The organism is Thalassotalea psychrophila (assembly GCF_031583595.1).
Taxonomy (GTDB): Bacteria; Pseudomonadota; Gammaproteobacteria; order Enterobacterales; family Alteromonadaceae; genus Thalassotalea_A; species Thalassotalea_A psychrophila.
This window is the reverse complement of sequence record NZ_CP134145.1, coordinates 406,755-420,787: the sequence shown is the minus strand read 5'-3', so window position 1 is coordinate 420,787 and position 14,033 is coordinate 406,755. Positions and strand designations below refer to the sequence as shown.

Below are 14,033 nucleotides of genomic sequence, written 5' to 3'. Positions count from 1 at the left end.
GTCTACTTAAGGTAAGGAGGTGATCCAACCCCAGGTTCCCCTAGGGTTACCTTGTTACGACTTCACCCCAGTCATGAATCACAAAGTGGTAACCGTCCCCCCGAAGGTTAAACTAGCTACTTCTTTTGCAACCCACTCCCATGGTGTGACGGGCGGTGTGTACAAGGCCCGGGAACGTATTCACCGTGGCATTCTGATCCACGATTACTAGCGATTCCGACTTCACGGAGTCGAGTTGCAGACTCCGATCCGGACTACGACAAGCTTTGTGGGATTCGCTCCACCTCGCGGTATTGCTGCCCTCTGTACTTGCCATTGTAGCACGTGTGTAGCCCATCCCGTAAGGGCCATGATGACTTGACGTCGTCCCCACCTTCCTCCGGTTTATCACCGGCAGTCTCCTTAAAGTTCCCGACACTACTCGCTGGCAAATAAGGATAGGGGTTGCGCTCGTTGCGGGACTTAACCCAACATTTCACAACACGAGCTGACGACAGCCATGCAGCACCTGTCTCAGAGTTCCCGAAGGCACTAATCTATCTCTAGAAAATTCTCTGGATGTCAAGGGATGGTAAGGTTCTTCGCGTTGCATCGAATTAAACCACATGCTCCACCGCTTGTGCGGGCCCCCGTCAATTCATTTGAGTTTTAACCTTGCGGCCGTACTCCCCAGGCGGTCAACTTATCGCGTTAGCTGCGCTACCCACAGATCAAGTCTACAGACAGCTAGTTGACATCGTTTACGGCGTGGACTACCAGGGTATCTAATCCTGTTTGCTCCCCACGCTTTCGTGCCTCAGCGTCAGTATTTGTCCAGGTGGCCGCCTTCGCCACTGATGTTCCTTCCAATCTCTACGCATTTCACCGCTACACTGGAAATTCCACCACCCTCTACAATACTCTAGCTTGCCAGTTCAAAATGCAGTTCCAAGGTTGAGCCCTGGGCTTTCACATCTTGCTTAACAAACCGCCTACGCACGCTTTACGCCCAGTAATTCCGATTAACGCTCGCACCCTCCGTATTACCGCGGCTGCTGGCACGGAGTTAGCCGGTGCTTCTTCTGTTGCTAACGTCACAGCTAGCAGTTATTAACTACTAACCTTTCCTCACAACTGAAAGTGCTTTACAACCCGAAGGCCTTCTTCACACACGCGGCATGGCTGCATCAGGCTTTCGCCCATTGTGCAATATTCCCCACTGCTGCCTCCCGTAGGAGTCTGGGCCGTGTCTCAGTCCCAGTGTGGCTGATCATCCTCTCAAACCAGCTAGAGATCGTCGCCTTGGTAAGCCTTTACCTTACCAACTAGCTAATCTCACTTGGGCTAATCTATGAGCGAGAGGTGCCGAAGCATCCCCCCCTTTGGTCCGTAGACATTATGCGGTATTAGCAGTCGTTTCCAACTGTTGTCCCCCACTCAAAGGCATATTCCCAAGCATTACTCACCCGTCCGCCGCTCGACGCCGAAGTAGCAAGCTACTTCTCGTTTCCGCTCGACTTGCATGTGTTAAGCCTGCCGCCAGCGTTCAATCTGAGCCATGATCAAACTCTTCAATTAAAAAGTTGTTACATTTGAAACAAGACAAGCTTGCTTCTACTCAATGAATTCTGAATGTTTCGTCTAACCAGAAGCTGGTTAAACTAAAACGTACTAATTAACTTCATCGCTAAATAAAGATAATTAATTTGTTTGTGTGTTCATTCATCATTAAGTGATTTCGATACCGAGGTATCTATGTTGTAAATCAATCTTAATGTGAGTGCCCACACAAATTGCATGATAACTAATTGTTAAAGAACCGTTCTTATTAGAACGAAGAGCTAATCGCATTCGTTAGTCTCTTTGCTTCAATCCGGCTAGTAGCCTTGCTTGAAGTGGATGCGCATTATAAGCGCCCCAGTTTTAATGTCAACCGATTTTATGAATTATTTAAAAGTTTATTTTTAAACGTTTCATCGGTAGTTAAGACATCTAATGGATAACTTAACTTATTAAAACACTTCGTTGGGATGTCCCGAAGAAGTGAAGCGCATTTTAGACACTTTATAAATAAGATCAAGCATTATTTTGAAATTAATTGAATTAATTCTATATTGCCTATTCTTTCTACAGCCTTTGTATAATAACGATTAAAACATAATCTATTCATTACAATTGATTACTTTTTGGCAGGTAAAAAACAAAGATAGATCTATCAATAAAATACATTTACAACTTAAAAATACTGATGATTACAGGGATATAAACTATTTTAATGACCGAATATTATAGCATTTATTTTATAACGCCCAAAACCTTTAATCTTATTCAAATTAATAATGTCTTTTGGACTAATTTAATTGCTGTTTTTCTTAGAGCATTTGAGTAAATGTGATACTGACTTTATTAACAAGAACATTTGAATGAAGTGATCCTATATTGCGTAGATACTCGTGATGGGCTGACATTCAATTAGATTAATGTTTAAGCATTTAAAGAGCGATTTTTTATAAGCACGTTTTCAATTTAAGGGGCCGCACCCTCACTAGTGATCGTATTGGGATGACGTATATGGATATACAAACGCCTTTAGGTTCATGGATGAGAGTTTTCTATCGGTGACGGTGTATTTATTCTGAATATTGTTGAATATAAGCACTGCTTGTTAATTTACAGGAGAGCTTTATTGTTTAAGATCACGTTGTAAATTGAGGAAGTCGCATCCAAAAGCATGATGGGATGACGGTGTGTTTTTATATATTGTTGAATATAAGAGATGCTCGTTAATTTACACGAGAGCATTATTGTTTAAGATCACGTTGTAAATTGAGGAGGTCCCATCCAAAAGCATGATGGGATGACGGTGTTTTTTTCTAAGTGCATTGATAGTTCATTTACACCACGTCATATAAAGAAATGTGCTTATCCCAGGGGTTGGAATAAATAATAATACAGAAACAAAAAAGCCTGCTCGAAAGCAGGCTTTAAGTATGATGGTGGAGGGAGGTGGATTCGAACCACCGAAGGCTGAGCCGTCAGATTTACAATCTGATCCCTTTGGCCACTCGGGAACCCCTCCAAAGATATAACGTATTACGTTAATCTAAATTAGAAGCCTGGCGATGACCTACTCTCACATGGGAACTCCCACACTACCATCGGCGCAACTGCGTTTCACTTCTGAGTTCGGCATGGGATCAGGTGGGGCCACAGTGCTATTGTCGCCAGACAAAAACTGTTGGTTCTTTCGAACCTGTTATTCGACGTATCGAATAACGAATTTGGAAAAATCGATATTAAACCTGTATCTCAAGTATTCTTTGTAATGCGTGAATCTCTTTAAAAGAGTATCAGACCATACAATCACTCAAAGCAAAACTGCTTGGGTGTTGTATGGTTAAGCCTCACGGGCAATTAGTATCAGTTAGCTCAATGCCTCACAGCACTTACACACCTGACCTATCAACGTTGTAGTCTCCAACGACCCTTTAGGGGACTTAAAGTCCCAGTGAGAACTCATCTCAAAGCCTGCTTCCCGCTTAGATGCTTTCAGCGGTTATCAGTTCCGAACGTAGCTACCGGGCAATGCCACTGGCGTGACAACCCGAACACCAGAGGTTCGTCCACTCCGGTCCTCTCGTACTAGGAGCAGCCCTCTTCAATTCTCAAACGCCCACGGCAGATAGGGACCGAACTGTCTCACGACGTTCTAAACCCAGCTCGCGTACCACTTTAAATGGCGAACAGCCATACCCTTGGGACCGACTTCAGCCCCAGGATGTGATGAGCCGACATCGAGGTGCCAAACACCGCCGTCGATATGAACTCTTGGGCGGTATCAGCCTGTTATCCCCGGAGTACCTTTTATCCGTTGAGCGATGGCCCTTCCATACAGAACCACCGGATCACTATGACCTACTTTCGTACCTGCTCGACGTGTCTGTCTCGCAGTTAAGCTGGCTTATGCCATTGCACTAACCGTATGATGTCCGACCATACTTAGCCAACCTTCGTGCTCCTCCGTTACTCTTTGGGAGGAGACCGCCCCAGTCAAACTACCCACCAGACAGTGTCCCCAAGCCCGATTAGGGCCCTAGGTTAGAACATCACGCATACAAGGGTGGTATTTCAAGATTGGCTCCACCACATCTAGCGACGCGGTTTCAATGCCTCCCACCTATCCTACACATGTAGGAGCAATGTTCACTGTCAAGCTATAGTAAAGGTTCACGGGGTCTTTCCGTCTAGCCGCGGGTATACGGCATCTTAACCGCAAATTCAATTTCACTGAGTCTCGGGTGGAGACAGTGTGGCCATGATTACGCCATTCGTGCAGGTCGGAACTTACCCGACAAGGAATTTCGCTACCTTAGGACCGTTATAGTTACGGCCGCCGTTTACCGGGGCTTCGATCATCAGCTTCGCTTACGCTAACCGAATCAATTAACCTTCCGGCACCGGGCAGGCGTCACACCGTATACGTCATCTTTCGATTTTGCACAGTGCTGTGTTTTTAATAAACAGTTCCAGCCACCTGGTTACTTCGACTCTCCGCTGCTTACCTCGTAAAGAGTTCACAATAGAGAGCGTACCTTCTCCCGAAGTTACGGTACTATTTTGCCTAGTTCCTTCACCCGAGTTCTCTCAAGCGCCTTAGTATTCTCTACCTAACCACCTGTGTCGGTTTGGGGTACGGTTCCTATATATCTGAAGCTTAGAAGCTTTTCCTGGAAGTATGGCATCAACAACTTCAACTCCGTAGAGTCTCGTCTCGTATCTCAGCCTTAAGAAGAACCGGATTTACCTAATTCTTCAGCCTACATACTTTCACATGGACAACCATCGCCATGCTTGCTTAGCCTGCTCCGTCCCTCCTTCGCAATATATAGAAGTACAGAAATATTAATCTGTTTCCCATCGACTACGCGTTTCCGCCTCGCCTTAGGGGCCGACTTACCCTGCCCTGATTAACATGGGACAGGAAACCTTGGTCTTTCGGCGGGGGAGTTTTTCACTCCCCTTATCGTTACTCATGTCAGCATTCGCACTTCTGATACCTCCAGCAAACCTTACGATTCACCTTCAACGGCTTACAGAACGCTCCCCTACCACTTGAACCTAAGTTCAAATCCGCAGCTTCGGTGCATAGTTTAGCCCCGTTACATCTTCCGCGCAGACCGACTCGACTAGTGAGCTATTACGCTTTCTTTAAAGGATGGCTGCTTCTAAGCCAACCTCCTAGCTGTCTATGCCTTTCCACATCGTTTCCCACTTAACTATGACTTTGGGACCTTAGCTGGCGGTCTGGGTTGTTTCCCTTTCCACAACGGACGTTAGCACCCGTAGTGTGTCTCCCGCATATCACTCATTGGTATTCGGAGTTTGCAAAGGGTTGGTAAGTCGGGATGACCCCCTAGCCTTAACAGTGCTCTACCCCCAATGGTGTTCGTGCGAGGCTCTACCTAAATAGATTTCGGGGAGAACCAGCTATCTCCCGGCTTGATTAGCCTTTCACTCCGACCCACAAGTCATCACCGCATTTTTCAACATACGTGTGTTCGGTCCTCCAGTTGATGTTACTCAACCTTCAACCTGCCCATGGGTAGATCGCCGGGTTTCGGGTCTATGCCCTGCAACTAAACGCGCAGTTAACACTCGCTTTCGCTACGGCTCCCCTATTCGGTTAACCTTGCTACAGAACATAAGTCGCTGACCCATTATACAAAAGGTACGCAGGCACCGGACTAAATCCGGCTTCCACTGCTTGTACGTATGCGGTTTCAGGTTCTATTTCACTCCCCTCACAGGGGTTCTTTTCGCCTTTCCCTCACGGTACTGGTTCACTATCGGTCAGTTAGGAGTATTTAGCCTTGGAGGATGGTCCCCCCATATTCAGTCAAGATTTCTCGTGTCCCGACCTACTCGATTTCACTATTAGGTTGTTTTTGTGTACGGGGCTATCACCCTGTATCGCTGTCCTTTCCAGAACATTCCACTAACGCCCAAATAGCTTAAGGGCTGATTCGCGTTCGCTCGCCGCTACTAACGAAATCTCGGTTGATTTCTTTTCCTCGGGGTACTTAGATGTTTCAGTTCTCCCGGTTCGCCTCGCATAGCTATGTATTCACTATACGATACCTGCCTTACGACAGGTGGGTTCCCCCATTCGGACATCTGTGTCTATAGCGCCTTTTATCGGCTTAACACAGCTTTTCGCAGATTAACACGTCCTTCATCGCCTCTAACTGCCAAGGCATCCACCACATACGCTTAGTCACTTAACCATACAACCCCAAAAAGTCTTGCAACTTCAAGAATGTCCGGAGACTAATCCGAACTAAGTTATAGGTCTGACATTTTCACGCATTCAATAAGAATGTTGGCAACCTACGTTGCCAAACCCACAGTAAACTGTGAGCCTTGAGTAAGAACAACTAACAACACGATAAGAGTTGCTAGTTATAATGTTGAGTTGTTGTATAAAACAACTCAGTGATAAACAACAAGTTGTTTATCGTGATGATTTGCTGACGTTTATGATTGGAGATCATAAACACAAATCATCGGGTTTAATATCAGCTTTCCAAATTGTTAAAGAGTTAATCAACACACGCATTCGGTGCAGATTTTGGTTAAAAACCAAACTTAACGCATCATCCTTTATCATAAAGGGGGATGTTTTAAGTTTGGCTTCTTACGTTAAGAAGAAAATGGTGGAGCTAAGCAGGATCGAACTGCTGACCTCCTGCGTGCAAGGCAGGCGCTCTCCCAGCTGAGCTATAGCCCCATTGTGTTACCAATGGTATTTAACTCTTTTTAGAAGGCATTTTATGACGCCGTGTAGTTCACCTACACAAGTCATGAAATAACGCACTAAAAACGTTAAATTGGTAGGTCTGGGCAGACTTGAACTGCCGACCTCACCCTTATCAGGGGTGCGCTCTAACCAGCTGAGCTACAGACCTATCATGATGGGTCTGCAACCTAAGTTACGACCTATTTTCTTCATCTTTCGTTATCATACAATTTGTGTGAACACTCGCGAAACTAACAAGTTAGTTTCCATTAAGTTGTCTACTTAAGGTAAGGAGGTGATCCAACCCCAGGTTCCCCTAGGGTTACCTTGTTACGACTTCACCCCAGTCATGAATCACAAAGTGGTAACCGTCCCCCCGAAGGTTAAACTAGCTACTTCTTTTGCAACCCACTCCCATGGTGTGACGGGCGGTGTGTACAAGGCCCGGGAACGTATTCACCGTGGCATTCTGATCCACGATTACTAGCGATTCCGACTTCACGGAGTCGAGTTGCAGACTCCGATCCGGACTACGACAAGCTTTGTGGGATTCGCTCCACCTCGCGGTATTGCTGCCCTCTGTACTTGCCATTGTAGCACGTGTGTAGCCCATCCCGTAAGGGCCATGATGACTTGACGTCGTCCCCACCTTCCTCCGGTTTATCACCGGCAGTCTCCTTAAAGTTCCCGACACTACTCGCTGGCAAATAAGGATAGGGGTTGCGCTCGTTGCGGGACTTAACCCAACATTTCACAACACGAGCTGACGACAGCCATGCAGCACCTGTCTCAGAGTTCCCGAAGGCACTAATCTATCTCTAGAAAATTCTCTGGATGTCAAGGGATGGTAAGGTTCTTCGCGTTGCATCGAATTAAACCACATGCTCCACCGCTTGTGCGGGCCCCCGTCAATTCATTTGAGTTTTAACCTTGCGGCCGTACTCCCCAGGCGGTCAACTTATCGCGTTAGCTGCGCTACCCACAGATCAAGTCTACAGACAGCTAGTTGACATCGTTTACGGCGTGGACTACCAGGGTATCTAATCCTGTTTGCTCCCCACGCTTTCGTGCCTCAGCGTCAGTATTTGTCCAGGTGGCCGCCTTCGCCACTGATGTTCCTTCCAATCTCTACGCATTTCACCGCTACACTGGAAATTCCACCACCCTCTACAATACTCTAGCTTGCCAGTTCAAAATGCAGTTCCAAGGTTGAGCCCTGGGCTTTCACATCTTGCTTAACAAACCGCCTACGCACGCTTTACGCCCAGTAATTCCGATTAACGCTCGCACCCTCCGTATTACCGCGGCTGCTGGCACGGAGTTAGCCGGTGCTTCTTCTGTTGCTAACGTCACAGCTAGCAGTTATTAACTACTAACCTTTCCTCACAACTGAAAGTGCTTTACAACCCGAAGGCCTTCTTCACACACGCGGCATGGCTGCATCAGGCTTTCGCCCATTGTGCAATATTCCCCACTGCTGCCTCCCGTAGGAGTCTGGGCCGTGTCTCAGTCCCAGTGTGGCTGATCATCCTCTCAAACCAGCTAGAGATCGTCGCCTTGGTAAGCCTTTACCTTACCAACTAGCTAATCTCACTTGGGCTAATCTATGAGCGAGAGGTGCCGAAGCGTCCCCCCCTTTGGTCCGTAGACATTATGCGGTATTAGCAGTCGTTTCCAACTGTTGTCCCCCACTCAAAGGCATATTCCCAAGCATTACTCACCCGTCCGCCGCTCGACGCCGAAGTAGCAAGCTACTTCTCGTTTCCGCTCGACTTGCATGTGTTAAGCCTGCCGCCAGCGTTCAATCTGAGCCATGATCAAACTCTTCAATTAAAAAGTTGTTACATTTGAAACAAGACAAGCTTGTTTCTACTCAATGAATTCTGAATGTTTCGTCTAACCAGAAGCTGGTTAAACTAAAACGTACTAATTAACTTCATCGCTAAATAAAGATAATTAATTTGTTTGTGTGTTCATTCATCATTAAGTGATTTCGATACCGAGGTATCTATGTTGTAAATCAATCTTAATGTGAGTGCCCACACAAATTGCATGATAACTAATTGTTAAAGAACCGTTCTATTCGAACGAAGAGCTAATCGCATTCGTTAGTCTCTTTGCTTCAATCCGGCTAGTAGCCTTGCCTGAAGCAGATGCGCATTTTACGCAACTCAGTGTTGAAGTCAACAGTTAATTTAAATAATTTTAAATTTAATTGTTGTCGTTTGTAACTCAGTAATTTCTACGTCAATCACTACAAACTATCTACACTGCTTATCACTGGTTTCTCTGTCAGTAACTATCTTGCTACTTGTCGAGATTCCCTGTGGAAGTGGATGCGCATTTTAGGGATTTTTGAGCTGCCGTCAACACCTTTTTGCAATTTATTTAAAGAATATTGAATTTAACTTTTGATCGCTCAATTAATACTCAATCATTAACTTAAAATTAAAGAGCTTGATTAAATACACGCCAGTTAAAAATTAAAGTCCTTATTTACGGCTTTTTTAAAACAAACAGTAATTAATCTCTATAAATTTGCTCTAATCGGCTGTTATTCAGAACTTTTTAATATTTGCCCATTGCAGTTTGTTAAAATCTAGTTAACATAGGTTTTGATTAGATAAATTTCGTACAACTATTAACAATAAAAAAAATCAGGTATTAATCATGAAATCTCCACTTATCCTAACTTCAGCATTTATTGCAACCGCTTTAACCGTAGTCGGTTATTTAGTGTCAGATCAAATTGCTCAATTAGATGCAACATCTACAGCTGTCGGTTTATTTATTGGTGCAATTTTATGCCCAACAATTATTAAACTCATGTCTGGCAGCGAAAGTGCTTCTGGCGAAGTTAAAACTCTCTATGTTGGTAACCTTCCATATCGTGCAAATGAGTCAGCCATACGTAGTTTATTTTCTGACTACGGCTTAGTTCATTCAGTACGGTTAATGAAAGATAAGCAAACAGGCAAAAGAAGAGGCTTTGGATTTGTAGAAATCGCAGCGGCGGACGCGGCGAATGCAATAAACTCTTTAAACGATACTGAATTTCAGCAGCGTACATTGAAAGTTCGTGAAGCTAAAGAACGACCAGAACCAAATCAAGACTAGATATACTTAATAAACAAAAAGGGGCCATTGATTAACAATGGCCCCTTTTTTTACATCAGGGATGATGGAATGCCAACTTAACATGGATGTTATTAAAGTTGGCTCACATCAGGGATGATGGAATGCCAACTTAACACGGATGTTATTAAAGTTGGCTTATATCAGCCTTTAACTTTCACGAGCAATAGCTCGATAAGCTATATCAGTTCTAAATTGAACATCTTTCCAGGTAATTTGGTTTAGTAACTCATAGGCAGCTTTTTGTGCTTCAGTCACAGTTTTACCTAAAGCAGTCGCACATAGTACTCGGCCGCCTGAAGTTACAACATTACCGTCTTTTTCAGCTGTGCCAGCATGAAAAGTTTTACGATCAGTTAATGTATTTAATTCTAAACCAGAAATAACTTCACCTTTACCGTAAGAACCTGGGTAACCACCCGCAGCTAATACAACTCCAACGGCAGCACGTGGGTCAAAGTCGATAGTCGCTTCATCTAGCTTGCCATTACAAGCAAGTAAACATAGTTCAACTAAATCTGACTGTAAACGCATCATCATTGGTTGAGTTTCTGGATCACCAAAGCGACAGTTGTATTCAATAACATTTGGAGTCCCATCTGCAGCGATCATTAAACCAGCGTATAAGAAACCAGAGTATGGGGCTCCTTCGTTTGCCATGCCCTCAACTGTTGGAAGAATAACTTCATTCATAATTCTTTGATGGATGTCTGCAGTTACTACTGGCGCGGGAGAATAAGCCCCCATACCACCAGTATTAGGACCTTCATCATTATTGTATGCACGTTTATGATCTTGACTTGTCGCCATAGCCAATACATTCTTACCATCAACCATTACGATAAAGCTTGCTTCTTCGCCTTCTAAGAACTCTTCAATAACAACGCGATGACCAGCATCACCAAAAGCATTCCCTGCCAACATGTCTTTAATTGCATCTTCGGCTTCTTGCAGAGTCAAAGCAACGATTACACCTTTACCTGCAGCTAGACCATCTGCTTTAACAACAATTGGCGCACCTTGCTTACGTACATAAGCAATCGCTGGCTCTATTTCAGTAAAGTTTTCATAACTCCCCGAAGGGATATTATTGCGCGCTAAGAAATCTTTAGTGAAAGACTTAGAACCCTCTAGTTGCGCTGCCTTTGCGCTTGGACCAAAAATAGTTAGGCCTTGAGCTTGAAATGCATCAACTACACCATCAACTAAAGGTTGCTCTGGACCAACAATTGTTAGAGCTACACTGTTTTCTTTCGCGAAAGCGATCAAACCTTGTATATCATCGCTAGACACAGCAATGTTTTCCAATTTAGGTTCAGTTGCAGTACCAGCATTACCTGGTGCTACAAAAACCTTACTTACAGAACTTGATTGTGCAGCTTTCCATGCAAGTGCATGTTCACGACCGCCACTACCAATTACTAAAACGTTCATTTATTTTTCCTAACTGAAATATAAAGTGGCTATTTAGCCGGCTTTACAAATTTTAATGTCATGCGATCACTTTCGCCAATGGCCAAGTATTTCGCTTTATCTTGTTCACCCAATCGTAATACTGGCGGTAATGTCCACACACCTTTAGCGTGATCAGCCGTATCTTTAGGGTTTGCGTTTATTTCACTGCTTGCTGCCAATTCAAAACCTGCAGCCGTTGCCAAATCAATGGTTAATTGCTGTGGGAAGTAACCACTTTTGCCATTTGTCTCTAAGCTTTGTGCAGTTGGCATTCTGTGTTCAACAACACCTAATACGCCACCCGGCTTTAGTGCTTTAAAACTATCGGCAAAAATTTGCTTTACACCGTCAACTTTCCAATTATGCAAATTACGAAATGTGAGTACCATATCGGCACTGCCGGCAGGAGCAATATCACTCGCTACGCGTGGAGTAAAGTTAGTTAACTCGACATCACTAAAAACTTCATTTGTTGCTAACTTTGCTTCCAGTTTACGACGAGACTTACTGTAATAGTTATCTTCACCAGTATCTGGGTAATGAGCCCCATAAAGCTTACCTGTACCTTTTAAAGCCGGTGCTAAAATTTCGGTATACCAACCACCACCAGGTGCAATTTCAACAACTGTCATGGTAGATTTAAAACCAAAAAAGATTAGCGTTTCTTCAGGGTGACGATACATATCACGAGCTTTATTTTTATCACTGCGATGTTCGCCAGCGATTGCTTGCTCTAATTGAGTAGGTGCATGTGCATTAGCCGCGGTTGCAGCCAAAAGTGAAGTAGCTAGAATTGCTGTAGTGATTAAAGATTTCATATTTTTCATTATTATATCCCTTAAGATTATTTTGCTAGATATGTTATAGCAGAAATAATCATATTAAGGGATAGTAAAAATATTTTCTAACAAAACAAGAGCAAATAAATTTGCTCTTGTTTTGGATTATTAGTGACGGAAGTGACGCATGCCAGTGAATACCATAGCAATGCCATGTTCATCAGCTGCAGCAATAACTTCGTTATCACGCATAGAACCACCAGGTTGGATTACTGCTGTAATACCTGCTTCAGCAGCTGCATCTAAACCATCACGGAATGGGAAGAATGCATCAGATGCCATAACTGAACCCGCTACCTCTAAACCTTCATCGGCAGCTTTAATACCTGCAACTTTAGCAGAATATACGCGGCTCATTTGACCTGCGCCAACACCAATAGTCATATCATTTTTAACATAAACAATGGCATTCGACTTAACGAACTTAGCAACTTTCCAACAGAATAATAAATCACTCATTTCTTGTTCAGAAGGTTGACGCTTAGTTACAACTGTTAAGTCATCTAAACCAACCATGCCGTTGTCACGATCTTGAACTAATAGACCGCCGTTAACACGTTTCTGTTCTAAACCAGTAGTTTTGGTTGACCATTGGCCACATTCTAATAAACGAACGTTTGGCTTAGCGGCAACAATTTGTGCGGCAGCAGCAGAAATACTTGGTGCAATAATTACTTCAACGAACTGACGAGAAACAATAGCTTCTGCAGTATCAGCATCTAGTTCACGGTTAAAAGCAATAATGCCACCAAACGCTGAAGTAGGATCTGTTTTAAACGCTTTCTCATAAGCGCCTAAAATGTTATCGCCTAAAGCAACGCCACAAGGGTTTGCATGTTTAACGATTACACAGGCAGGTTGCTTAAACTCTTTAACACATTCTAATGCAGAGTCAGTATCGGCAATGTTGTTATAAGATAATGCTTTACCTTGAATTTGCGTAGCAGTAGAAACAGATGCTTCTTCAGGCTGTGCTTCAACATAAAAAGCAGCGTCTTGATGAGAGTTTTCACCGTAACGTAAATCTTGCTTTTTAATGTACTGGCTGTTGAATGTGCGTGGGAACTTGCTAACGCTTTGTTCTTTATCATTGTAAGCCGGAAGCATTTTACCAAAGTAATTTGCGATCATACCGTCGTAACTAGCAGTGTGTTCATAAGCAGCAATTGCTAAGTCAAAACGAGTTTTATACGTTAATGAACCGTTGTTATCAGCCATTTCAGCTAGAACACGGTCATAGTCTGATGCGTTCACAACAATCGTTACATCTTTATGATTTTTTGCCGCGGCACGAACCATAGTTGGTCCGCCAATATCGATATTCTCAATCGCATCTTCTAATGAACAATCTTCATTGGCAACAGTATTTGCAAATGGGTAAAGGTTAACTACAACAATATCGATTGCTTGAATATTGTTTTCAGCCATTACTGCTTCATCCATATCACGACGAGCCAGAATGCCACCGTGTACTTTAGGGTGAAGAGTTTTTACACGTCCGTCCATAATTTCTGGATGACCTGTGTAATCTGAAACCTCAGTAACAGGGATGTTATTTTCTGCTAATAATTTAGCTGTACCACCGGTAGATAAAAGATCTACACCTTGTGCCGATAATGCTTGAGCGAACTCAACAATGCCGGTTTTGTCAGAAACACTTAGTAGAGCGCGTCTAATAGGGCGTGGAGTATCCATAGTTTTTCTTTACCTTGTATGCTTAATTTTAATTTAAAGTTATATTTTATGGTGAAATTATAAGCCCATAAAACAAGTACCCTTAAAAGGCGTCCTGCCTGTCGGGTATAATTATATCCCTATAACAAAACTGT

4 protein-coding genes, 3 tRNA genes and 4 rRNA genes are annotated in these 14,033 nt (G+C 43.7%); 1 reads left to right on the top strand and 10 read right to left on the bottom strand.

Translation table 11 applies throughout. The features are described 5' to 3' along the window. Positions 1–12: 12 nt before the first annotated feature. The 7 genes from RGQ13_RS01890 to RGQ13_RS01860 form a co-directional block, all read right to left on the bottom strand. Positions 13–1,557: ribosomal RNA gene (locus tag RGQ13_RS01890) — 16S ribosomal RNA — on the bottom strand. Positions 1,558–2,973: 1,416 nt separating this feature from the next. Beyond that, positions 2,974–3,058, bottom strand: a tRNA-Tyr gene (locus tag RGQ13_RS01885). 35 nt (positions 3,059–3,093) lie between these two features. Beyond that, positions 3,094–3,208: ribosomal RNA gene (gene rrf, locus RGQ13_RS01880) — 5S ribosomal RNA — on the bottom strand. A gap of 164 nt (positions 3,209–3,372) precedes the next feature. Continuing rightward, a 23S ribosomal RNA gene (locus tag RGQ13_RS01875) occupies positions 3,373–6,263 on the bottom strand. Positions 6,264–6,690: 427 nt separating this feature from the next. After that, positions 6,691–6,766: transfer RNA gene (locus RGQ13_RS01870), tRNA-Ala, on the bottom strand. Between the two features lie 101 nt (positions 6,767–6,867). Further along, positions 6,868–6,944 (bottom strand) — tRNA-Ile (locus tag RGQ13_RS01865). 119 nt (positions 6,945–7,063) lie between these two features. After that, positions 7,064–8,608 (bottom strand): 16S ribosomal RNA (locus RGQ13_RS01860). The 16S, 23S and 5S rRNA genes sit together here with 3 tRNA genes alongside, the layout of an rRNA operon. A gap of 837 nt (positions 8,609–9,445) precedes the next feature. Between RGQ13_RS01860 and RGQ13_RS01855 the strand changes: the two genes are divergently transcribed. Beyond that, entirely contained in the window at positions 9,446–9,892 is a 447-nt protein-coding gene (locus tag RGQ13_RS01855) for an RNA recognition motif domain-containing protein (protein WP_348391864.1), read from the top strand. A 168-nt stretch (positions 9,893–10,060) separates the two neighbouring features. Here RGQ13_RS01855 and purD read toward each other — a convergent pair whose 3' ends face one another. The 3 genes from purD to purH form a co-directional block, all read right to left on the bottom strand. Beyond that, positions 10,061–11,344: a phosphoribosylamine--glycine ligase gene (gene purD, locus RGQ13_RS01850; RefSeq protein WP_348391863.1), complete on the bottom strand. Its 1,284-nt coding sequence runs from the start codon at positions 11,342–11,344 to the stop codon at positions 10,061–10,063. A 29-nt stretch (positions 11,345–11,373) separates the two neighbouring features. After that, positions 11,374–12,183: a class I SAM-dependent methyltransferase gene (locus tag RGQ13_RS01845; protein WP_348393365.1), complete on the bottom strand. Its 810-nt coding sequence runs from the start codon at positions 12,181–12,183 to the stop codon at positions 11,374–11,376. 129 nt (positions 12,184–12,312) lie between these two features. Beyond that, positions 12,313–13,899 (bottom strand): bifunctional phosphoribosylaminoimidazolecarboxamide formyltransferase/IMP cyclohydrolase, encoded by a 1,587-nt coding sequence (gene purH / locus RGQ13_RS01840; protein ID WP_348391862.1) that lies wholly within the window; start codon positions 13,897–13,899, stop codon positions 12,313–12,315. Between the last annotated feature and the right edge of the window lie 134 nt (positions 13,900–14,033).

Coding starts and splice junctions, on each gene's coding strand:
- RGQ13_RS01855 (WP_348391864.1), top strand. CDS start 9,446: ATGAAATCTCCACTTATCCTAACTTCAGCATTTATTGCAACCGCTTTA.
- purH (WP_348391862.1), bottom strand. CDS start 13,899: ATGGATACTCCACGCCCTATTAGACGCGCTCTACTAAGTGTTTCTGAC.
- purD (WP_348391863.1), bottom strand. CDS start 11,344: ATGAACGTTTTAGTAATTGGTAGTGGCGGTCGTGAACATGCACTTGCA.
- RGQ13_RS01845 (WP_348393365.1), bottom strand. CDS start 12,183: ATGAAATCTTTAATCACTACAGCAATTCTAGCTACTTCACTTTTGGCT.